Origin of the sequence: Methylobacterium sp. R2-1, assembly GCF_014191355.1 — a bacterium.
In the GTDB taxonomy this organism is placed as follows: Bacteria; Pseudomonadota; Alphaproteobacteria; order Rhizobiales; family Beijerinckiaceae; genus Methylobacterium.
In genome coordinates this window covers 55,362-76,445 of record NZ_JACHWM010000017.1, presented here as the reverse complement: position 1 = coordinate 76,445, position 21,084 = coordinate 55,362, and the positions used below count along the sequence as shown (strand labels likewise).

General features: G+C 68.4%; 17 protein-coding genes. 8 read left to right on the top strand and 9 right to left on the bottom strand.

Annotated features, from left to right (window positions below):
* Positions 1 to 6 precede the first annotated feature (6 nt).
* Together deoC and deoA are read left to right on the top strand one after the other, a co-directional pair.
* Entirely contained in the window at positions 7 to 777 is a 771-nt protein-coding gene (deoC, locus tag FHU13_RS22170; RefSeq protein ID WP_183438012.1) for a deoxyribose-phosphate aldolase, read from the top strand.
* On the top strand, positions 774 to 2,084 hold the full coding sequence (gene deoA / locus FHU13_RS22165; protein WP_183438011.1) for a thymidine phosphorylase: 1,311 nt from the start codon (positions 774 to 776) through the stop codon (positions 2,082 to 2,084). Before deoC ends, deoA begins: the two co-directional genes overlap by 4 nt.
* 161 nt (positions 2,085 to 2,245) lie before the next feature.
* Here the strand turns inward: deoA and FHU13_RS22160 are convergent, their stop codons facing one another.
* From FHU13_RS22160 to dnaK, 4 genes are all read right to left on the bottom strand, one after another.
* Positions 2,246 to 2,590: a hypothetical protein gene (locus FHU13_RS22160; RefSeq protein WP_183438010.1), complete on the bottom strand. Its 345-nt coding sequence runs from the start codon at positions 2,588 to 2,590 to the stop codon at positions 2,246 to 2,248.
* Positions 2,591 to 2,853: 263 nt separating this feature from the next.
* Positions 2,854 to 3,510, bottom strand: a complete 657-nt coding sequence (locus tag FHU13_RS22155) for a class I SAM-dependent methyltransferase (RefSeq protein WP_183438009.1) — start codon at positions 3,508 to 3,510, stop codon at positions 2,854 to 2,856.
* Between the two features lie 159 nt (positions 3,511 to 3,669).
* Complete coding sequence (gene dnaJ, locus FHU13_RS22150; RefSeq protein ID WP_183438008.1) at positions 3,670 to 4,821, bottom strand: molecular chaperone DnaJ; 1,152 nt, start codon at positions 4,819 to 4,821, stop codon at positions 3,670 to 3,672.
* A 239-nt stretch (positions 4,822 to 5,060) separates the two neighbouring features.
* Positions 5,061 to 6,980 (bottom strand): molecular chaperone DnaK, encoded by a 1,920-nt coding sequence (dnaK, locus tag FHU13_RS22145; RefSeq protein WP_183438007.1) that lies wholly within the window; start codon positions 6,978 to 6,980, stop codon positions 5,061 to 5,063.
* Positions 6,981 to 7,379: 399 nt separating this feature from the next.
* Between dnaK and FHU13_RS22140 the strand changes: the two genes are divergently transcribed.
* The 5 genes from FHU13_RS22140 (at position 7,380) to FHU13_RS22120 (ending at position 12,369) form a co-directional block, all read left to right on the top strand.
* Complete coding sequence (locus FHU13_RS22140) at positions 7,380 to 8,408, top strand: hypothetical protein (RefSeq protein ID WP_183438073.1); 1,029 nt, start codon at positions 7,380 to 7,382, stop codon at positions 8,406 to 8,408.
* 101 nt (positions 8,409 to 8,509) lie between these two features.
* Positions 8,510 to 10,825, top strand: coding sequence for an FdhF/YdeP family oxidoreductase (locus tag FHU13_RS22135; protein ID WP_183438006.1), 2,316 nt, complete (start codon positions 8,510 to 8,512; stop codon positions 10,823 to 10,825).
* Positions 10,826 to 11,011: 186 nt separating this feature from the next.
* A complete protein-coding gene (locus FHU13_RS22130; protein ID WP_183438005.1) occupies positions 11,012 to 11,704 on the top strand; it encodes a PspA/IM30 family protein in 693 nt (230 codons plus the stop codon).
* Positions 11,705 to 11,743: 39 nt separating this feature from the next.
* Complete coding sequence (locus FHU13_RS22125) at positions 11,744 to 12,016, top strand: YiaA/YiaB family inner membrane protein (RefSeq protein ID WP_183438004.1); 273 nt, start codon at positions 11,744 to 11,746, stop codon at positions 12,014 to 12,016.
* 59 nt (positions 12,017 to 12,075) lie between these two features.
* On the top strand, positions 12,076 to 12,369 hold the full coding sequence (locus FHU13_RS22120) for an RNA polymerase sigma factor region1.1 domain-containing protein (protein WP_012254285.1): 294 nt from the start codon (positions 12,076 to 12,078) through the stop codon (positions 12,367 to 12,369).
* Positions 12,370 to 12,425: 56 nt separating this feature from the next.
* On the opposite strand, the gene recN is transcribed toward FHU13_RS22120, so the two are convergent.
* Positions 12,426 to 14,126, bottom strand: a complete 1,701-nt coding sequence (recN, locus tag FHU13_RS22115; RefSeq protein ID WP_183438003.1) for a DNA repair protein RecN — start codon at positions 14,124 to 14,126, stop codon at positions 12,426 to 12,428.
* A gap of 165 nt (positions 14,127 to 14,291) precedes the next feature.
* Between recN and FHU13_RS22110 the strand changes: the two genes are divergently transcribed.
* Complete coding sequence (locus FHU13_RS22110) at positions 14,292 to 15,278, top strand: glycosyltransferase family 2 protein (RefSeq protein WP_183438002.1); 987 nt, start codon at positions 14,292 to 14,294, stop codon at positions 15,276 to 15,278.
* Between the two features lie 221 nt (positions 15,279 to 15,499).
* Here FHU13_RS22110 and FHU13_RS22105 read toward each other — a convergent pair whose 3' ends face one another.
* From FHU13_RS22105 to ftsA, 4 genes are all read right to left on the bottom strand, one after another.
* Positions 15,500 to 16,375 carry an outer membrane protein assembly factor BamD gene (locus FHU13_RS22105; protein ID WP_183438001.1) on the bottom strand — a complete coding sequence of 292 codons (876 nt, stop codon included), beginning with the start codon at positions 16,373 to 16,375 and terminating at the stop codon, positions 15,500 to 15,502.
* Positions 16,376 to 16,539: 164 nt separating this feature from the next.
* A complete protein-coding gene (lpxC, locus tag FHU13_RS22100) occupies positions 16,540 to 17,481 on the bottom strand; it encodes a UDP-3-O-acyl-N-acetylglucosamine deacetylase (RefSeq protein WP_183438000.1) in 942 nt (313 codons plus the stop codon).
* A 363-nt stretch (positions 17,482 to 17,844) separates the two neighbouring features.
* Positions 17,845 to 19,602, bottom strand: coding sequence for a cell division protein FtsZ (gene ftsZ / locus FHU13_RS22095; RefSeq protein ID WP_183437999.1), 1,758 nt, complete (start codon positions 19,600 to 19,602; stop codon positions 17,845 to 17,847).
* 103 nt (positions 19,603 to 19,705) lie between these two features.
* On the bottom strand, positions 19,706 to 21,028 hold the full coding sequence (ftsA, locus tag FHU13_RS22090) for a cell division protein FtsA (RefSeq protein WP_183437998.1): 1,323 nt from the start codon (positions 21,026 to 21,028) through the stop codon (positions 19,706 to 19,708).
* Between the last annotated feature and the right edge of the window lie 56 nt (positions 21,029 to 21,084).

Here is a 21,084-nt window from a genome sequence, read left to right as displayed (position 1 = left end):
CCGCGGATGACCGCTCCAGTTCCCCTCACCCCGCAGGATGCGGTCCAAGCCAGGGCGGATCTGGCCCGGCGCGCCCTGCCACTGCTCGACCTCACCGATCTGAGCGACACCTGCACCGCCGCCGCGGTCGCGGGACTCTGCGAAAAGGCCCGCGGGAGCGGGGTCGCGGCCGTCTGCGTCTGGCCGGATTTCGTCGCAGGGTCCGTTCGGACGCTTCGCGGCAGCGATGTGCGGGTCGCCACGGTGATCAACTTCCCGGAGGGCGGCGAGGTGGTGGAGCTGGCGGTCGCGGACACCCTCGCCACCCTCGCCGATGGCGCCGACGAGATCGACCTCGTCCTGCCTTATCGCGCGCTGATGCGCGGCGATGCGGAGACCGCCCGCGCGATGGTCTTGGCCGTGCGCGACGCCTGCGCCGGCCGGCTCCTCAAGGTGATCCTGGAGACCGGCGAACTCGAAGAGCCGACGCTGATCGAACGGGCGAGCCACCTGTCGCTCGAGGCCGGCGCCGATTTCATCAAGACCTCCACCGGCAAGACGCCCGTCTCGGCCACGCTGCCCGCCGCCGAGATCATGCTGGAGGCGATCCGCGCGCACGCCGACCGGCCCGCGGGGCTCAAGGTTTCCGGCGGCTTGCGCCGGGTCGAGGATGCGGGCGCCTATCTCGCGCTGGCCGACCGGATCATGGGGCCGGATTGGGCGAGTCCAGAAACCTTCCGGATCGGGGCAAGCGCGCTCCATGCCGATCTCGTCCGCGCCCTGGAGGCCGCCCCGTGAGGCTTCCCCAGGAGATCATCCGCGACAAGCGCGACGGGCGCGCCCTGTCGGAGGCCGACATCGCCGGCTTCATCGAGGGCCTAGTGCAGGATCAGGTCACCGAGGGGCAGGCCGCAGCGTTTGCCATGGCGGTGTTCTTCCGCGGCCTCTGCCTCGACGAGCGCGTGGCGCTGACCCGTGCCATGACCCATTCGGGCACCGTGCTCGCATGGGACTTGCCCGGCCCCGTCCTCGACAAGCACTCGACCGGCGGCGTCGGCGACACGGTGAGCCTGCCGCTCGCCGCGATGGTGGCGGCCTGCGGCGGCTACGTGCCGATGATCTCCGGGCGCGGCCTCGGCCATACCGGCGGCACGCTGGACAAGCTCGCGAGCATCCCGGGCTACGACGTGGCGCCGGGTCTCGACCGCTTCCGGCATGTCACGACTGAGGCCGGCTGCGCCATCATCGGCCAGACCGCCGACCTCGCGCCGGCCGATCGGCGCCTCTATGCCATCCGCGACGTGACCGGGACGGTCGAGTCCCTCGACCTCATCACCGCGTCGATCCTCTCGAAAAAACTCGCGGCGGGTCTCCAGGGGCTCGTCATGGACGTGAAGACCGGCTCGGGCGCCTTCATGGCGGGCCGCGCCGAGGCGCGGGCCTTGGCCGAGAGCATCGTCACCGTCGCCAACGCCGCGGGGCTTCGCACCCGCGCCCTCGTCACCGACATGGACGCGCCTTTGGCCTCCTGCGCGGGCAATGCGGTCGAGGTGGCCTACGCCGTCGATTACCTCACCGGCCGCGCCCGCGAGCCGCATTTCCACGCGGTGACCCTGGCGCTGGCCGCCGAGATGCTCGTGATCGGCCGCCTCGCCGCGGATGTTGCCCAGGCAGAAGAGCGGCTGACGGCAGCGCTCGAATCGGGGCGCGCCTGCGAGGTGTTTTCGCGGATGGTGGCTGCGCTCGGCGGGCCAAGCGACTTCGTCGAGGCAACCGACCGGTACCTGCCGCGGGTGCCCGTCGTGCGGCCGGTGATGGCGCAAGCATCGGGCGTCGTCGAGAGCATCGAGACGCGCGCCATCGGTCTCGCTGTGATCGGCCTCGGCGGCGGCCGAACCCGGCCGCAGGACACGATCGATCCGGGTGTCGGCTTCACCGGCCTCGTAGGGCGCGGCGCACGGCTGGAGACAGGCGATCCCATCGGCGTGGTCCATGCGGCGAACAACGCCGCCGCCGAGCGAGCCGAGACGGCTCTGCGGGACGCCTTTCGGATCGGTGTAACCGCACCAGCCGCGTGCGAGCCCGTGAAGGACCGTCTCGGCTGAGCGGGTTGCGGTCGTCGCGATGTCCGGACCACTCGGCCGACACGTGCAGTTGCCTTGCAGGCGTCTGCGTCTCCGCCAGGCGTGAGAGCAGAGAATTCCGTCGTGGCGAGAGGGCCGGATGAGGCTGTCGCCTCCTCCGACCGCTTCAACGTTCGCTGTGCCTACCAGTGATGATGGTGGCCCCAGTGGCGGCGATGCCCCCAGTGGCCGTGGTGGTGATGGCGGTGGCCCCAGCCATGGTGACGATGGCCCCAATGGCGGCGGTGATGACCCCAATGCCCGTGATGGTGGTGGCGATGACTCCAGTGGCGAGGATGGTGGCGATGACCGAAATGGTGGTGCTGCCACTGCACCGTCTCGACCGCCGCCTCCGAGGCCAGAGCCGTCGCCGGGGCCGGTGCGAGCGGGGCGGCGTTGGCGATGCCCCCGCCGAAGAGGCCGCCGGCCATCAGCGCGAGGGCGGCGAGCGCGAAGCGAGAGCGACGCGGTGAGGATGGTTCCGACATCGTATGACCTCCGTTCATCGGGCCGTTCTGACGGCCTTGAGAGCGAAGCTAGAAGCCACCGGATGAATGTGTACTGAGCGGAATCCGTACAATGAGAAACAAGGACGTGCATGATCGCGAATCAGGCTGCAATCCGGATACTGCCGGCCCGTTGTCGCAATGGGACGCCTGGTTGCTCGGTCGCGGTCTATGTCCGGAAGCTCGTCGGCCGTGCACGTCGTCGCCGGCACGCATTTCGGCCCATTCGGGCCACGTCCTGAACGTCAGACGGCGCCGGTCTTCGGCTCGGGGCGCCGATAGACCCAAACGCGGGCCGGAGGCAGGTTGAGCCAGACCTTGTTGGAGCGGCTCGCTGTGTAGCTGCCCGCCTCGCACTTGGCCGGGATCGGCGGCACCACCGCGTAGGTGAACTGCACGAAGGGTGCGCCCGGATGCATCAGGTCGTGGGCACCTTGGAGAAGGTCGAGGCGCTGCTCCAGCGGCTTGGTGAACAGCGGCAGGCTCGAGATCGTCGCCGCGCAAGGGCCGTCGAGCTTGTCGCGCAGCGTCTCGCGGATCCGGTAGGCGTCGCCGCAGATCACGGTTACGCCGGGGAAGCGTCGGCGCAGCAGCGTGCAGAAATCGGGATTGAACTCGACGAGGACGAGGCGTTCTGGATCGAAGCCGCGGCGGATGAGGGCCTCGGTCACCGGACCTGTGCCCGGCCCCAGCTCGATCACGGGGCCAGCGACGTTCGGGTCGGCGTAGGCGGCCATGGTGCGTGCCAGCATCCGGCCGGATGGCGTCACCGCACCGGTGACGAGCGGGCGCTCGAACCAGGAGCGCAGGAAGCGCGCCTCGTCCTCCAGGGGGTCCTTGCGCTCCCGGATGACGCGTGCGGCGGCGACGGCTCGGGCACTGGAACGGCGAAGCGGCGGCACGTCCGAAGGTCCTCGGCTCATCATGGTTGGGACAGGCTAGACGACGAAAACCCGCGGGCAGTCAAGCTTCGCTGGACGGCGTCGGGCACATGACCGCAGCGATGAGCCGCGGTCATAACCGGCGGAGCGGCGGGTTTGATCCCGCAAGCACGGAGCGGATCACGCCCGTGTCGAACCGCTCACGAAGAAGTCACGCACCTTGGAGAAAAATCCGGCGCTCTCCGGGTGATTCTCGTCGGAGGCGCTCTGGTCGAACTCCTGCAGCAGCTCGCGCTGGCGCTTCGTGAGGTTCTGCGGCGTTTCCACCGAGACCTGGATGTAGAGGTCGCCGACCTCCCGCGAGCGGAGCACCGGCATGCCCTTGCCCTTGATGCGGAACTGCTTGGCGGTCTGCGTGCCGGCCGGGATGCGCACCTGCGTCTGCGACCCGTCGATCACCGGCACGGTGATTTCGCCCGAGAGCGCCGCCGTCACCATCGAAATCGGCACGCGGCAGAACAGGTCGGCTCCGTCGCGCTGGAAGAACGGATGCGGCTTGATCGAGAGGAAGACGTAGAGGTCGCCCGGCGGTCCGCCACGCAGGCCGCTCTCGCCCTCGCCCGCGAGGCGGATGCGCAGGCCGTCATCGACGCCTGCCGGCACGTTGATCGACAGGGTCCGCTCGCGGTTGACACGGCCGGCGCCGGAGCAGGAGGGGCAGGGATCGTCCACGACTTCGCCGCGGCCGTGGCAGTTCGGGCAGGTCCGCTCGATGGCGAAGAAGCCCTGCGCCGCCCGCACCCGACCGTAGCCGCCGCAGGTCGAGCAGGTCCGCGGCTTCGAGCCGGCCTTGGCCCCCGTCCCCGAGCAGGTCTCGCAGGCGATGGAGGTCGGGATGCGGATGGTTTCCGTCTTGCCGGCAAAGGCCTCTTCGAGGCTGATTTCGAGGTTGTAGCGCAGGTCCGCGCCGCGCTCGCGGCCCGGCGCGCCGCCGCGTCCGCGCCCGCCGCCCGGCGCCCCGCGTCCATCCCCGAAGAAGTTCTCGAAGATGTCCGACATGAAGTCGCCGAACTCGTTGCCGAATCCGGGCCCGCCCGCCCCGCCCTGGCTGAACGCGGCGTGGCCGAAGCGGTCGTAGGCGGCGCGCTTCTGGCCGTCGGCGAGGCACTGATAGGCCTCGTTGACTTCCTTGAACTTGATCTCGGCTTCCTTGTCGCCGGGATTGCGGTCCGGATGATGCACCATGGCCAGCTTGCGGAAGGCGACCTTCAGCTCGCTCTCCGAGGCCGTCTTCGCGACGCCCAAGACCTCGTAATAGTCCCGCTTCGACATTCCCGGCCTCTGGAGCCTCTCGTTCGCGCCGGCTGCCGGCTGTGGTGCCAGGCTTCGGCCGCGCCGCGATCCGCCTCCCGACTCGAACGGGACAGGCCGGATCGACCTTCGCTTCTATCGGACGCCCGGCATGGTTGATCCCCGAGCTATGCTCGAGGATCAAGCCGTCCGTGCCGCTGACGAATGAAAATTTGTCGGGAGCGGCGCTGGTGCACCGCTCCCGAATCGACGTTGCGGACTTACGCGCGCTTCTTGCGCTCGTTCTCGTCCACTTCCTGGAAGTCGGCGTCGATGACGTCGTCCTTCTTCTCGCCCGAAGCCGCAGCGCCGTCGGCGCCCGGCGCGCCCTCGGCCTGGGAGGCGGCGTACATCGCCTCGCCGAGCTTCATCGAGGCCTGCATCAGGTCGTTGGTCTTGGCCTTGATACCCTCGGCGTCCTCACCCTCGAGCGCGGAGCGCAGGGCGGTGATGGCGGACTCGATGGCACCCTTGTCGGCGGCCGAGACCTTGTCGCCGTACTCCGCGACCGACTTCTCGGTGGCGTGGATCAGGCTCTCGCCCTGGTTCTTCACCTCGACCAGCTCGCGGCGCTTCTTGTCGGCCTCGGCATTGGCCTCGGCGTCCTTGACCATCTTCTCGATGTCGGCGTCGGAGAGACCGCCCGAGGCCTGGATGCGGATCTGATGCTCCTTGTTCGTCGCCTTGTCCTTGGCCGTGACGTTCACGATGCCGTTGGCGTCGATGTCGAAGGTCACCTCGATCTGCGGCATGCCGCGAGGCGCCGGCGGAATGCCGACGAGATCGAACTGGCCGAGCAGCTTGTTGTCGGCCGCCATCTCGCGCTCACCCTGGAAGACCCGGATGGTGACCGCGTTCTGGTTGTCCTCGGCCGTCGAGAAGACCTGGGACTTCTTGGTCGGGATCGTGGTGTTGCGATCGATCAGGCGGGTGAACACGCCGCCCAGCGTCTCGATGCCGAGCGAGAGCGGGGTCACGTCGAGGAGCAGCACGTCCTTCACGTCGCCCTGGAGCACGCCGGCCTGGACTGCGGCGCCGATGGCGACGACCTCGTCCGGGTTGACGCCCTTGTGGGGCTCCTTGCCGAAGAACGCTTTGACGACCTCCTGCACCTTGGGCATGCGGGTCTGGCCGCCGACGAGCACCACCTCGTCGATCTCGGCAGGAGAGACGCCGGCATCCTTGAGCGCCTTACGGCAGGGCTCGATCGTGCGCTGCACGAGGTCGTCGACGAGCGACTCGAACTTCGCGCGGCTGAGTTTCAGCGCGAGGTGCTTCGGGCCGGAGGCGTCGGCGGTGATGTAGGGCAGGTTGATCTCGGTCTGCGTGGCCGAGGACAGCTCGATCTTCGCCTTCTCGGCGGCCTCCTTGAGGCGCTGGAGGGCGAGCTTGTCCTTGGTCAGGTCGATGCCCTGCTCCTTCTTGAACTCGCTGGTGAGGTACTCGACCACACGGTTGTCGAAGTCCTCGCCGCCTAGGAAGGTGTCGCCGTTCGTCGACTTCACCTCGAACACGCCGTCGCCGATCTCGAGGATCGACACGTCGAAGGTGCCGCCGCCGAGGTCGTAGACCGCGATCGTGCCGGACTTTTTCTTGTCGAGGCCGTAGGCGAGCGCGGCGGCCGTCGGCTCGTTGATGATGCGCAGCACCTCGAGGCCGGCGATCTTGCCGGCATCCTTAGTGGCCTGGCGCTGGGCGTCGTTGAAGTAGGCGGGGACGGTGATGACGGCCTGCGTCACCGGCTGACCGAGATGCGACTCGGCGGTCTCCTTCATCTTCTGAAGGGTGAAGGCCGAGATCTGCGAGGGCGAGTACTTCTTGCCGTCCGCCTCGACCCAGGCGTCGCCGTTGTCGCCGCGGGCGATCTTGTAGGGCACGAGGCCCTTGTCCTTCTGCGTCAGCGGATCGTCGTAGGTCCGGCCGATCAGACGCTTGATCGCGAAGAAGGTGCGTTCCGGGTTGGTCACGGCCTGCCGCTTGGCCGGCTGGCCGACGAGGCGCTCCCCGTCGTCGGTGAAGGCGACGATGGACGGGGTGGTGCGGGCGCCTTCCGCATTCTCGATGACCCGCGGCTGCGTGCCTTCCATGACGGCCACGCAGGAATTGGTGGTGCCGAGGTCGATACCGATTACTTTACCCATGGTGGGATCCCTCTGTTGGATTTTTCAAGCAGACCGCCGAGCCCCGAAGCAGCTCGACCCATGGCGGTACAAAACATCATGTTTGAGAACGGGATGGATCCGAAGCGCATCGCCCTTGCGGGTTGTGCTTCCCAGGCTTCGTCCCGTGTCCCGCCGCATATAAGAAGACGGCTACGCCGCCGCAAGAACGCGCGCCGAACGGTTGAGCGACGGTGGTCATCCTCCACCGCCCTGTGGCCTTTTCCGATTTCGGCTTCCCGAGAAAGACTTGTTTGTTGCCAGGCTGCCACGTCCGCGCCACGGGTGGCATGCTAGGACACCGGTGCATGGCCCGTCGTGAGGACGGTGCCTGACGAGAGCGCCCATGAAGGAGCGCCCAACCGGGAGGCCGACCGCCTGATGTTCCTGCCCGTCTCCGAGAGGGTTTTCGCGAAGAAGGCTCGTCCGTCGCGCGTCGCGACGGCGGCGTTGCTCGCGCTCGCTGGCCTGACCGGGGTCGCGGCCACACCCGCGCACGCGCAAAACTTTTTCGAGGAGCTGTTCGGAATCGGGCGGGCGGCCCGTCCCCCGCAACCGCCGCGCAACGTGCCCGTGCAGCCGCCGCCGCAACCCGCGGAGCCGGGCTCTCCTCCGCCGGGCGAAGGCGCCGAGACGCGGCCGAGCGTTCCGGCCCAGCCGCGCCAGCCGGTGGTGCTGCGGGTGCCGGCCGAGGACAACGTCGCGGGTCAGGACCTGCTGCTGAACGGGTTGAACGGCTCCCTGAAGATCGAGCGGAGCGGATCGGCCTACACCGCCCAGATGACTTTGCCGGGCACCAAGATCTCGCAGCCGACCGAGAACTGCACGGTCAAGCTCAATGGCGGCAAGCCGATGCCGCTGAGCCCGGAGGGGCGCGCACAGGGTGTTTCCCGCTTCTCGGCGGCGAGTGCCGAGTGCCCTCTGCGCTTCGAGATCCTCGACGGCAGCGTGCTCGCCACGCCGCTGGGCGCGGGATCGGCCTGCACCTTCACGGCGGCCGATTGCGAGACGACGCCGACGGGCCTGTGGGGGCCCGCTGCGGCGAGCCTGATCCCGCAGGCGGGCGAGTTCGACACCGCCCGCGGTATCGCCGACAAGGCGGTGCGCGACAATTACAAGATCATGAGCCAGCGGGCGCGCGGCGGTGACATGCGTCCGATCGTGCAGGAGCAGGCGGCCTTTTCCTCCGACCGCGAGCAGGCCTGCCGGACCTACGCTCGCGAGGGAGCGCACGGCTACTGCCACTTGCGCTTCACCGAGGCGCGGGCGATCGCCCTGGCGGCGCGGCTCGGCGCCAATACCGCAACCCCGACCGCCTCAAACACGCCGCCGCGGCCTCGCCGCAGCCGCAGCCCGGTGGAGGGCATGAACCCGGATGCTCCCGGGGCGGAGCCTTTCGCCGACCAGTAGCTGCGAGACGTTCCTCACGGCACCGTAGGCATCGTCGCACGGGCGGAACCGCGTGTTTGATGCGGATGTTGGCCGAAGGTTCACGCGCAGCGAGCCCGGCCATGCCCGACGAGAAAATCGAAGCCTATACCGACCCGGCTGGCGGATGGGGTTCGGCCCGGTCCCTCGTCGACATTCTGACCCGCGAGGAGATTCCGGCCTCCGGTGCGGCGATGCTGATGAAGCAGAACAAGCCGGGCGGCTTCATGTGCGTGTCCTGCGCGTGGTCGAAGCCGGCCAAACCCTCGACCTTCGAGTATTGTGAGAACGGCGCCAAAGCGACCGCCTGGGAGCAGACCCGCAAGCGGGTCCGCCCCGACTTCTTCGAGCGCCACTCGGTCACCGAGCTTCTGACCTGGGCCGATTACGACTTGGAGGAAAAGGGGCGTATCACCCATCCGCTGCGCTACGATCCGCAGCGCGACCGCTACCTTCCCGTTTCCTGGGAGGAGGCCTTCGAGGAGATCGGCCGCGAGCTGAAGACGCTGCGCGAGACCGATCCCAAGGGAGCGGTGTTCTACTCTTCGGGCCGGGCCTCTCTGGAGACCAGCTACATGTACGCGCTGTTCGCGCGCATGTACGGCAACAACAACCTGCCCGACTCCTCCAACATGTGCCACGAGTCGACCTCGAAGGCGCTGCCACAATCGATCGGCGTGCCGGTCGGGACGACAGTGCTGGAGGATTTCGAGGCCACCGACCTGATCCTGTTCTTCGGCCAAAACGTCGGCTCGAATTCGCCGCGGATGCTACACCCGCTGCAGGATGCCCGGCGCCGGGGCGTTCCGATCATCACATTCAACCCGCTACGGGAGCGTGGGCTCGAGCGCTTCACCAACCCACAATCCCCCATCGAGATGCTGACGCATTCCTCGACTCAGATCTCGACCCAGTACCATCAGGTGAAGGCGGGCGGCGACATCGCGGCGATTGCCGGGATCTGCAAGGCGCTGTTCGCCATGGACCGGCAGGCGCAGGATGAGGGGCGCCCACGGGCCCTCGACATCGATTTCATCGGTGAGCACACGCATGGCTTCGAAAAATTCGAAAAATTCTGCGACCGGCTCGAATGGCCGTCGCTGGAGGCGAAGTCCGGACTGAAACGCGAGGGCATGGAGGCCGCCGCTGCCGTCTACGCCCGCGCGCGGGCGGTGATCGGCATCTACGGCATGGGCCTGACCCAGCACCGCCGCGGCACCGAGACGGTGCAGATGTTTGTCAACCTGCTGCTCCTGCGCGGCAATATCGGCCGTCCCGGCGCCGGTATCTGCCCCGTGCGCGGCCACTCCAACGTACAGGGCCAGCGCACCGTCGGCATTGCCGACGAGCCGTCGCTGGTGCCGCTCGACAAGCTCAAGGAGATGTACGGCTTCGAGCCGCCCCGTGAGAAGGGGATGAACACGGTCGAAACCTGCGAGGGCGTTCTCTCCGGCAAAGTGAAAGCGTTCTTCGGGCTCGGCGGCAACTTCATCCGTGCGGTCCCCGACACGCGGCGGATGGAGGAGGCGTGGCGCGGGCTCCGGCTCACTGTACAGGTCTCGACAAAGCTCAACCGCTCGCATCTCGTCCACGGCGAGATCGCCTACATCCTCCCCTGCCTCGGCCGCATCGAGATCGACGACCAGGCGAGCGGCCCGCAGGCCGTGTCGATGGAGGATTCGACCTCCTGCTTCCACGGCTCACGGGGCGTGGCCTCGCCGATCAGCGAGCATGTCCGTTCCGAGCCCTGGATCGTGGCGCAACTCGCCAAGGCGACGCTGCCCCCCAATCCGAAGGTCGATTGGGACGCTTGGGTCGGCGACTATGCCAAAGTTCGCGACGCCATCGAGGCGACCTACCCGGAGAAATTCAAGGACTTCAACGCGCGCCTGTTCGAACCCGGCGGGCTGCACAAGCCGCTCGCCGCCCGCGAGCGCAAGTGGGAAACGCCGACCGGCAAGGCGAATTTCGTCGTGCCGCCGGACGGGCTCGACATGGACCCGGACATGAAGAGCGATCGGCGCGACGTGCTCGACCTCATCACACTGCGTTCGAACGACCAGTTCAACACCACGATCTACGGATATCACGACCGCTTCCGCGGCGTGAAAGGCACGCGGCAGATCCTGTTCATGAACGAGAACGACATTGAGCGCCTGCAACTCGCGGACGGCGAGACGGTCGATGTCGTGACAGAGGCCGCCGACGAGTTCGCCCGCGAGGTGAAGGGCCTGAGGATCGTCAAATACGACATCCCCGAGGGCAATTGCGCCGGATACTATCCGGAGCTGAATGTGCTGATTCCGCTCTGGCATCACGACGCGCAAGCGAAGGTCCCCGCGGCCAAGGCGATTCCGGTGCGCATCGCCAAGGCGGCGGAACTAGCCGTTCAGGATTGAGGCCGGAGCACTCAGCTCCCTCGATTCCGTGTCACTCGAAGGCTGGCGGGGCGCGCACTGACCTGCCAGGGAAAGCCGAAGGCCGGGCTATCGATTGCACGGCGTGCAAAAGATCACTTGTACACTGTGCAAACCGGGCGCATCCCTGGGGGCGTGACGAAGCGGTCATGCCACAGGAGCGATGCCATGTTGACGCTGTTTCGAACTCTCGCCCGCGGTGCGGCCGCGCAGGCCTGCGAGGAAGCCCGTGACCGCCACGCCCTCCTCGTGCTCGATCAGCAGATCCGCGAGACGGCCGCCGATCTGGAGCGCGGCCGTCGGACGCTGGCCGCAGCCATAGCCGGGGACAGTGCGGAGGCGCGACGGCTGGCGGAGGTCGAGGCGCGCGCCGCCGATCTGGAGTCTCGCGCCGTCGCTGCCCTTGCGGCAGGTCGCGAGGATCTGGCCCGCGAGGCGGCTGAGGCGATCGCAAGCCTTGAGACGGAGCGAGATGCCCTGCGCACCGCGCGGGCGACTTTCTCCGGGGAGGTGGCCCGGCTGCGCGCCGTGCTCGCCGACGCGACGCGGCGCCAAGCGGCTCTGGAGCGAGGGCGGCGGGTGGCGGCAGCGTCCGAGGCCGTCCGCCGTCTCCGCCTGACGGAGAGCGTGGGCGAGCGTGCCAACCTCAGGCAAGCCGAGGCGACCCTGGCTCGGCTTCAGCGGATCCAGGCCGAGGCGACAGCGACCGATGAGGCGCTGGTCGCGATCGAGACCCCCGAAGAGACCATCGCCGACCGCCTCGAACGCGAGGGATACGGCCCACGGACGCGCCCCTCCTCCGGCGATGTGCTCGCCCGCCTGCGCAGCCGCGTCGAAGCCGTCCGCTCTGCCTCCGCCTGATCCGCCGTCACCCCGAACCCCTCTCGAAGGAATCGCACCATGTCCCAAGAGAATGCGCAGCATACCGGCGCCTGGGTTGTCTTCACCCAAGCCTCCTTCTTCGCCTCCGCCGCGCTGGTCGGATTCGGCATCCTGTTCATGCCCCTGGACTTCTGGATGAAGGGCTATCTCGCCATGGGCACGGTGATGCTGGTTCAGTCTTGCATCACCGCCACCAAGACGCTCCGCGACGTCCACGAGGGGCGCCGTATGCTCAACCGCATCGAGGATGCCCGCACCGAGCGCCTGCTGATGTCGGTGGGTAAGGAGTAACGAAAGACGGCGGCCGAGAGAGACTCGACGCGCGCCCGCGCCGGTCCATATTCCGTGGCATGGACAGTTCGGACGGAGCTCACGCGCGGCGGCAGGCGATCATCGATCGCCTGCTCAGCGACGCCTTGCGCCCGGCCGGCGGGATCGTGCTGCCGAGCCACGACGCCCTGCCGGCCGACATCCGCATGACGGTCGATCGCCTGCTCGCCAAGGCGGATGCGGAGCGCCGCCGCTCGCTGACCTATGACGACCTCGAAGAGGCACTGCCGCCGCGCGACGTGACCGCCGACGATCTGGAGGCGATCTTCTGGGTGCTGGCGGAATACGGGATCGAGCTCGACGAGGGCGATTAGTGCATCGTCCCGAAAGGTGGCGCCGGCTTGTCAGAAAATGACGCTGCGCCGGAGGCTCAGCCCTCCGCTCCCTGAAGCAGCCGCGCCGCCGCCGCGCGGGCCTCGTCGGTGACGGTGGCGCCGGCCAGCATCCGGGCGATCTCTTCCCGGCGCGCATCCGCCGCGAGCCCGACCACCCGCGTCGTGACCCGATCGGCCCCCCTCTCCGCGCCCTTGGTCGTGCTCCCCTTCACGCTGTCCTTGGCGATGCGGAAATGCGTCGAGGCGCGGGCGGCAACTTGCGGGGCATGCGTCACGGCCACCACTTGGACCTGCTCCGAGAGGCGTCCGAGCCGCGCGCCGATGGCATCGGCCACCGCGCCGCCGAGGCCCGTATCGATCTCGTCGAAGATCAGGGTCGGCGCCGAGCCCTTGCCGGCGAGCACCACCTTGAGAGCCAGCATGAAGCGTGAAAGCTCGCCGCCGGAGGCAACCTTCATCATCGGCCCGGCGCGGGTGCCGGGATTGGTCTGCGCCCAGAACTCGACGCGCTCCGTGCCCGCAGCATCGCGCGAGGCCTCGTCCACAGTGATCTGGGTGATGAAGCGGGCGCCTTCCAGCTTCAGCGGCGGAAGCTCGGCCTGCACTGCCGCGTCGAGGGCTTTCGCCGCCTTTCGCCGGCCGTCGCCGAGCTTCTTGGCGGCCTGAGTGTAGGCCGCCTCCGCCGCTTCAAGTTCGGCTTCGAGCCCCACGAGCGCCTGTTCGCCGGCATCGAGAGCGGCGACATCCGCGTCGTAGCGGCTGCGCAGATCGGCAAGGTCGTCGGCCGGGACCGAATACTTTCGCGAGGCGGCGCGCAGGGCGAACAGGCGCTCCTCGACCCGCTCCAGCTCGCGCGGATCGAACTCGGCCGCGAGAACCGCGGCGTCGAGGGTGGCACGGGCCTCGTCCAGCGCAACGAGGGCGGCATCGAGAGCGGCGATGCTCGGGTCGACCAGGGTCGGAACCGTGGCGCTGCGTCGTTCCAGGCGGCGCACAGCGGAGGACAGGTGCGGCACCAGCGAGCCGGAGCCGCCGACGAGGTCGAGCGCCTCGTTCAGCTCGCGCGCCACCTTCTCGCCCTGCTGCATCACCGTGCGGCGCTCGGCGAGCGTCGCCTCCTCACCCACTTGCGGATCGAGGGTGCCGAGTTCCTCCAGCGCGTGGCGCAGGAAGTCGGCCTCCTTCTGCGCCGCCTCGACCCGCGCGCGCTGCTCGGACAGGGTCGAGCGCGCAGTGCGCACGCGTTTGGCTGCGGCGGCGACTTGGTTCAGCGGTCCCTGGAGGCCGCCGAAGGCGTCGAGGATGGCGCGGTGGGTGGTGGGATCGGCGAGCGCCCGGTCGTCGTGCTGGCCGTGGATCTCGACGAGCGCCGTGCCGATTGCCCGCATGGTTTGTACGCCCACCGGCTGGTCGTTGACGAAGGCGCGGGTGCGCCCGTCGGCGAACTGAGTGCGGCGCAGGATGAGGTCGCCATCGGTGTCGATCTCGGCCGCCGTCGCGACGGCGCGCGCGGGATGGTCGAGGGGAACGTCGAACACGGCGGTGACGCCGCCCTGCGCCTCGCCCTGTCGCACGAGACCGCCGTCGCCGCGCCCGCCCAAGGCCAGGGCGAAGGCGTCGAGCAGGATCGACTTGCCCGCACCGGTCTCGCCCGTGAGGACGGTGAGCCCGGCGGAGAAGGTCAACTCGAGCTTGTCGATCAGAACGATGTCGCGGATTGCGAGCTGGACGAGCATGAAGCGGCGCCAGAGCCCCTTATTGGATTGTGCGCGGGTTTAGCCGTAAGCGGAGAGGACTTCATCCGGAAAGTGCTGCGAGATTCGTGACGACGATCGGCCGCGCGCGTGTTCCGCCGTGGGCCGCTTCGCCCACCGGGTCGGATGTGTCTGGGGAGCCGGTGCATGCGTATCGTTGCAGTGAGTCGAGTGCTCGATGAGGTCGACATCATCGAGGCCTTCATCCGGCACGCCGCTGCCTTCGTCGATCATCACATCATTCTCGACAACGGGAGCCGGGATGGAACCATCGAGGTCATCAGAAGCCTCGCCGAAGAAGGGCTGTCCCTGACGGTCTACCAGTCACGGTCGATCTGCTTCTCCGAGCGCGACATGAACAACTGGCTCTACAACGAGGCGGTTGATCGGCACGACGCGGACTGGGTCGCCTGTCTCGACAGCGACGAGTTCTACGACGAGCGCCAGTTGCCGGGGGGATTGCGGGGCTATCTCCAGGGGCTGGAGAATTCCCCTGAGAACGTCGTCGCCGTCCGGATTCCCTGGGCCCACTACAACTACAGGACCCACGACGACACGACCGAAAACCTCGTCCCGCGCCGCATCACCCACCGCACGGAGATCGCTGCCGACGGCAAGGTGATCGTGAGTTGGCGGCTGTCGAAGGAGCGGGGCCTCGTGCTGGAAGGGCAGCACGACGTGTCTTTGCCGGAGGGCAGCGGCGGCACGGTCGTCACCGAGCGGCGGCTCTGGATCGCGCATTTCTCGGTGAGAAATGCCGCGCAATACGTCACGAAGGTCGTCCGAGGATGGGCGAAGATCCTGACGGCCGGTCAGGCGTGCCTGGATCGTGGCTTCTCGACCCATTACCGCGGGCCGTTCGAGCTTCTCAGAGACCATCCCGAGAAACTGCTGAGGTCCGAATGGATCCTCGAGAGGGAGAACGAGGATCGCTGCGTCATCGATGACCCGATGGATTATCGCGGCGGACCCCTCCGCTACACGCCACCGAACGACCCCGAGATGCAGTCGGTTCGGGCGCTCATCGGGTTCCTCTCGGAGGTGTGCACCCGCTACGGCGAACTCACGGACGCCCTGCCTGTAGCGAGGGCGTATTCCGAGCGGATCGAGAGGCGGATCGACCGACTCATCTGAAGAAGCACCCTCCTCTCCGCCAAGCCGAGCCACGGCTCGATTGGCAACGACAGGGAATGGCTTCGCCGCGCGCGGAGATTGGCCAGGCCCTGCGCGGATGACCGAACGCGCCTGCGTCGAAACGAAAACAGCGTCCCGGATCTCGGATCCAGGACGCTGCTCGAACACTTCGTCTGCGTCGCTCTTCGACAAGCCTGCCGCGGGAGAATGGCGGGCCGGTGCTACTCGGCGGCGGCGGTCCGGCCGATCACGCCGCGATAGATCTTGCTGAGCCAGGAGGACTTCTCCTCCCGCGGCTCCAGACCGCCGGTCTGCAGGAGCTTGTAGGCATCCTGATACCAGGGGCTGTCGGGGAAGTTGTGGCCGAGCACGGCTGCGGCGGTCTGCGCCTCGCCGGTGAGGCCGAGGGCCATATAGGCCTCGACCAGGCGCTCTAGCGCCTCTTCGGCATGGCGGGTCGTCTGGTACTTGCTGACCACGTCGCGGAAGCGATTGATCGCGGCCGGGAAGGCGCGCTTCTCGAGGTAGAAGCGGCCGACCTCCATCTCCTTGCCGGCGAGCTGGTCGCGGGTGATCTGGATCTTGGCCTTGGCGTCGGCGGCGTATTCGGAGGTCGGGTACTTCTGCACCAGCTCCTGCAGGGCGACGAGGGCGCGCTCGGAGCGCTCCTGATCGCGGGTCACGTCCGGGATCTGCTTATATTGCGACATCGCCATCAGGTACTGGGCGTAGGCCGCGTCCTTGCTCGCCGGATGGCGCTGCAGGTAGCGCTTCGAGGCGTTGATCGCGTCGTCGTACTTCGCGCCCTCGTAGTTCGCGTAGGCCGTCATCAGCAGGCCTTTCCGCGACCAATCGGAATAGGCGTACTGCTTGTCGAGCTGCTCGAACTGCTTGGCGGCGTTCTCGTAGTCCTTGTCCTCCATCTTCGCCAAGCCCTCGCTGTAGAGCTTGTCCGCAGGCGTGTCCGGAACCGCCTCGGGCTTGTACTTCTCGGCGAAGAGGTTGGTCGGGTCGAGGGCGTCGCAGCCGCCGAGCCCGAGGCCGAGGCTGAGGAGCACGGCCGCCATCGCGCCACGGGTCGGGAAGGTCAGAGGCATCGCGATCAAATTCCCTGTCAGGCCCGGCCGCCTCGAGGCGGACCGCGACCTACGCGCAGGCTTTCACGGGTGGAGGCCGATTCGGGCGTCAAAACGGCAGGGCGGCGGAAACGGTTAATGGATTCCGTCCGGAACGTGGATCGCGAGCCGATGTGGCGCGACGGTTACAGTTCCGCGGCGAAGGCAGCGATGCCGAGGCCGAACTCGGCCCGTGTCGGCTCGCGGCGGGTGCCTTGCCCCTCGACGATAGCGTAGTTCGCGCGGTCGGCGAACAGGGCTTCGAGGATGCCGACATTCATGCGGTGTCCGCCGCAATAGGAGCGGTAGGCGCCCTGGATCGGCAGGCCGGCCAGCGCGAGGTCGCCGACCGCGTCGAGGAACTTGTGGCGGACGAACTCGTCCGCGAAACGCAGGCCTTCCGGGTTGACGACAGCGGTCTCGCCGACGGCGACCGTGTTGTCGAGGGAGGCGCCGAGCGCGAAGCCGGCCTTCCAGTACCGCTCCACGTCCTTCATCATGCCGAAGGTACGGGCGGGAGCGATCTCTCGGCGGTAGGCGGCCGGGGTGAGGTCCATCGCCTTGCGCGAGCGGCCGATCACCGGGGATTCGAAGTCGATCTCCACATCGAGGCGGAAGCCGCGGTCGATCGGACGGAGTTCGGCGAAGGCGCGGCCGGCCTCGATGCGGACGGGCTGGAGCACCTTGATCCAGCGGCGCGGCGCGCCGCAGGGGCTGAGGCCGACGCTGTCGATGGCAGTGACGAAGGGGCGAGCGCTGCCGTCGAGGATCGGCATCTCGGGGCCGTCGATCTCGATCAGCGCATTGTCGACACCAAGGCCGTAGAGGGCCGACATCAGGTGTTCGATGGTGGCGACGGCGCCGGTCTCGACATCACCGATGACGGTGCACAACTCGGTGGCGGAGACGCAGGCGAAGTGGGCCTTGATGAGCCGGTCGTTGCCGGTGGTCGTGCCCGTTCGGAGGAAGGCGATACCGTGGTTGGCTTTAGCGGGGTGGATCGTGATCTCTGCCGGGTTTCCGGAGTGGACTCCGATTCCGGTGAGGGTCACGGACGTTTTGAGCGTTGTTTGTTGGTTCGTCCGCATACCTTAGCCCTCGGCCAGGATCCTTCCCGCGCATCCCCGGTTTGGGGCGCGGAATGGGAAAGTCCGTCCGCTGCTTGAAGCCTCTGCGAGCGCTGCCGGTCGGTCGACCAAGCGCGCCTTCTGTCGTTCCGGCATGGTGTATAGCTGTGGCAAACGGGGCGGCCAAATCACGGATTCTTACGATCTGTTACAGCCACGGTTTCGCCACGATCCTTGAAAAGGATTTTGTGTTCAATGTCTTAACAAGCAACTAAACCCGGGATCTTGCGATCCCGGGTCTGTTGCCGAAACACCTCACTGAGGGCCGATGGAGGCGTCGTCGCCCCCATCAATCCACAGCCGATCCGCTTGTCAGTCGGCGAGTCAGTTCGCTTGGCGGCGAAGGAAGGCGGGGATCTCGAGCTGGTCGTCTTCCATCATCCGCGGCGGCAGGGCACGGCCCTGCGCGTCCAGATTTCCCTGCGCGGGCCGGTACTGCGGCGCCTGGGGCGCGGGCGCCCGCAGGGCCGGCTCGACGCGCGGCACAGCGGCCGGGGCCGGAGCGGCGGCGCGAGCGGGCTGCGCCGGGGCGGGCTCGGCCTCCTCACGGCGACCGCCGAAACCGACCGTGGCGAGCCGGCGCAGCAGGGTCATCCGCTTGGAGTCCTGGCTCGGCTCCGGTTGGGGCTCCTCGCCGCGGCTCTTGAGGATCTGCGCCTGGGTGTGAGGCGGCAGGTCCGAGATCTGCGGCATGCGCGGCGGGCGGGCGAGCTGCGGACGCGGCGGCACGTAGGGGCCATTCGCAGCCTGGACGGGCTCCGGCGCCTGGACCGGGGCCGGCGGCTCATAGGCGGGGGCGGCGGCGCGGGCGGGGGCCTGGGTCAGCACCACATCGTGGTGGTGCATCGCCGGGGCGGGCTCGGCGCGCATCGGCTCCGGTGATACCGGCTCCGACAGCATGGCCCGCGGGCCCGCGTTCGGGGCGAGCAGCGGCTCGGGGCCCGCGCGGTGCGCCGGCTGATGAGCGGACTGCTGCACCGGCTGGTGCGTCGAGGCCGGGCTCAGTGCGGCGGAAGCCCGGGCCCGGGCCTCGGAGCGCAGGCGCTCGGCGACCTCTGCGATGCGCTGCTCGGTCTGGGCGATTTCCGGGTTGTTCGGGGAATCGGCCGAGATCAGCGCCGGCTCGATGCCGGTGGCGACGACCGAGACGCGGATGATGCCGTCGAGGCTCTCGTCGAAGGTGGCGCCGAGAATGATGTTGGCATCGGAATCGACTTCTTCGCGGATCCGGGTCGCGGCTTCATCGAGTTCATAGAGGGTGAGGTCGGAGCCGCCCGTGATCGAGATCAGCAGGCCGCGCGCGCCCTTCATCGACACGTCGTCGAGGAGCGGGTTGGCGATGGCCGCTTCCGCCGCGCGGTTGGCGCGGTTCTCGCCGGACGCCTCGCCGGTGCCCATCATCGCCTTGCCCATGCCGCGCATGATCGCGCGCACGTCGGCGAAGTCGAGGTTGATCAGGCCTTCCTTGACCATGAGGTCCGTGATGCAGGCGACGCCCGAGTAGAGCACCTGGTCAGCCATCGCGAAGGCGTCGGCGAAGGTGGTCTTCTCATTGGCGACCCGGAACAGGTTCTGGTTCGGGATGACGATCAGGGTGTCGACCGCCGCCTGAAGCTCCTGGATGCCGGCCTCGGCGGTGCGCATGCGGCGCATGCCCTCGAACTGGAACGGCTTCGTCACCACGCCGACGGTGAGGATGCCCATGTCACGCGCCGCGCGGGCGATGACGGGAGCCGCGCCGGTGCCGGTGCCGCCGCCCATGCCCGCGGTGATGAAGGCCATGTGCGCGCCCGAGAGCTGGTCACGAATCTCGTCGATGACCTCCTCGGCCGCCGCCGAGCCGACCTCGGGGTGCGAGCCGGCGCCGAGGCCCTGCGTCACGCCGATGCCCATCTGGATGACCCGCTCGGCCTTCGAAGAGGTGAGCGCCTGGGCGTCGGTGTTGGCGACGACGAATTCGCAGCCGAGAAGCCCCGACTCGATCATGTTGTTGACGGCGTTGCCGCCCGCGCCGCCGACGCCGAAGACGGTGATGCGGGGCTTGAGTTCCCGGATGTCCGGAGCCTGAAGAGAGATGGCCATGTGGTCGAACCCTTCGTGACTTTCGATTGCCTGAACGACGCCTTTCGACGCCTGCCCTGTCTTGCTTGTCCCGCGCTGGCCTCGCCCCGACGCGGGTCGTTCTTCAGAAACTTTCCCGGATCCAGCGACCGACCCGCGAGAAGTATCCGTCCGTTCCCGTGCCGGCGAAGGCGCCTTGCCCCCGCGGCTCGAAATGCTCCGCATGCGCCACCTGCGGGTAGACCAGCAGGCCGACCGAGGCCGAGAAGGCGGGCCCCTTGGCGGCTTCCGGCAGGCCGCGGATGCCGAGCGGGCGCCCGATCCGGACCTGTCCTTGAAGGATGCGGCGGGCCGTTTCCGGCAGGCCGACGAGCTGGCTCGCGCCGCCCGTGAGCACCACCCGGCGGCCGGCCTGGGCGCCGAAGCCCGCGTTGCGCAGGCGATCGCGCACCAATTCGAGCACCTCCTCGACCCGCGGCTTGACGATGCGCACGAGCTGCGAGCGCGGCACGTGGCCGGGCGCCTCGCCCTCGTCCTCGCCGACGCCGTGCACGGCGATCATGTCCCGCTCGTCGGAGGCCGTGGCAATGGCCGAGCCGTAGAGGGTCTTCAGCCGCTCGGCGACGGAGACCCGGGTCGAGAGCCCGCGGGCGATGTCCATCGTGACGTGGTGGCCGCCGACCGCGACGGCGTCGCAATGGACGAGGTGGCCGCCCATGAAGACGCCGACGCTGGTGGTGCCGCCGCCCATGTCCACGACAGCGCAGCCGAGTTCGGCCTCGTCGTCCACGAGCGCCGAGAGGCCGGCGGCGTAGGGCGTGGCGATCACCGCATCGACGCCGAGATGGCAGTGCTCGACCGCCAGCATCAGGTTGCGCGCAGCGGCCGCCTCGGCGGTGACGACGTGGAGGTCAACACCGAGCGCGTTGCCGATCATGCCGGACGGGTCGATCACGGCCCCCTGCCCGTCCAGCGCGTAGCCGGTCGGCAGGGCGTGAAGCACCGCCCGGCCTGGGCTGACGCCGTGGGCGCTCGCGGTCTCCAGCACGCGCTCGACATCGGCTCCGGTGACCGTGCCGGAGCGGACGTTCACACGCGCCTCGAAATGCTGCGAGGCGATGCGCCCGCCGGAAATGTTGACGATGACCGACTGGACCTCGGCCTTGGCCATGCGTTCGGCAGCGTGGACCGCCTGACGGATCGCGCCCTCGGCGGCCTCCAGATCGACGATGGCGCCGCCCTTCAGTCCGAGCGAGCGCTGGTGGCCGATGCCGATGATCCGGGCGAGATGGGTGCGCCCGCGCAGGGTGGACATCGCCTCGGCCGGCTGCAGCTCGGCGATGAGGCAGACGACCTTGCTGGTGCCGATGTCGAGCACCGACATCGTCGCGCTCCGACGGGCGGAGAGCGGTTTCAGGCGCGGCGTGAGGCCGTGATGGGTCTGCATCGGACGCTACTCGGCGGATACGCGACAGGACACGGAGGAGAGTGCGGCGGGGCGGA

What these genes read in the sequence shown, in the direction of transcription:
- deoC (WP_183438012.1), top strand. Translation starts at nt 7, where the DNA reads ATGACCGCTCCAGTTCCCCTCACCCCGCAGGATGCGGTCCAAGCCAGG.
- FHU13_RS22160 (WP_183438010.1), bottom strand. Translation starts at nt 2,590, where the DNA reads ATGTCGGAACCATCCTCACCGCGTCGCTCTCGCTTCGCGCTCGCCGCC.
- dnaJ (WP_183438008.1), bottom strand. Translation starts at nt 4,821, where the DNA reads ATGTCGAAGCGGGACTATTACGAGGTCTTGGGCGTCGCGAAGACGGCC.
- dnaK (WP_183438007.1), bottom strand. Translation starts at nt 6,980, where the DNA reads ATGGGTAAAGTAATCGGTATCGACCTCGGCACCACCAATTCCTGCGTG.
- FHU13_RS22140 (WP_183438073.1), top strand. Translation starts at nt 7,380, where the DNA reads ATGTTCCTGCCCGTCTCCGAGAGGGTTTTCGCGAAGAAGGCTCGTCCG.
- FHU13_RS22135 (WP_183438006.1), top strand. Translation starts at nt 8,510, where the DNA reads ATGCCCGACGAGAAAATCGAAGCCTATACCGACCCGGCTGGCGGATGG.
- FHU13_RS22130 (WP_183438005.1), top strand. Translation starts at nt 11,012, where the DNA reads ATGTTGACGCTGTTTCGAACTCTCGCCCGCGGTGCGGCCGCGCAGGCC.
- FHU13_RS22125 (WP_183438004.1), top strand. Translation starts at nt 11,744, where the DNA reads ATGTCCCAAGAGAATGCGCAGCATACCGGCGCCTGGGTTGTCTTCACC.
- FHU13_RS22120 (WP_012254285.1), top strand. Translation starts at nt 12,076, where the DNA reads ATGGACAGTTCGGACGGAGCTCACGCGCGGCGGCAGGCGATCATCGAT.
- recN (WP_183438003.1), bottom strand. Translation starts at nt 14,126, where the DNA reads ATGCTCGTCCAGCTCGCAATCCGCGACATCGTTCTGATCGACAAGCTC.
- FHU13_RS22110 (WP_183438002.1), top strand. Translation starts at nt 14,292, where the DNA reads ATGCGTATCGTTGCAGTGAGTCGAGTGCTCGATGAGGTCGACATCATC.
- FHU13_RS22105 (WP_183438001.1), bottom strand. Translation starts at nt 16,375, where the DNA reads ATGCCTCTGACCTTCCCGACCCGTGGCGCGATGGCGGCCGTGCTCCTC.
- lpxC (WP_183438000.1), bottom strand. Translation starts at nt 17,481, where the DNA reads ATGCGGACGAACCAACAAACAACGCTCAAAACGTCCGTGACCCTCACC.
- ftsZ (WP_183437999.1), bottom strand. Translation starts at nt 19,602, where the DNA reads ATGGCCATCTCTCTTCAGGCTCCGGACATCCGGGAACTCAAGCCCCGC.
- ftsA (WP_183437998.1), bottom strand. Translation starts at nt 21,028, where the DNA reads ATGCAGACCCATCACGGCCTCACGCCGCGCCTGAAACCGCTCTCCGCC.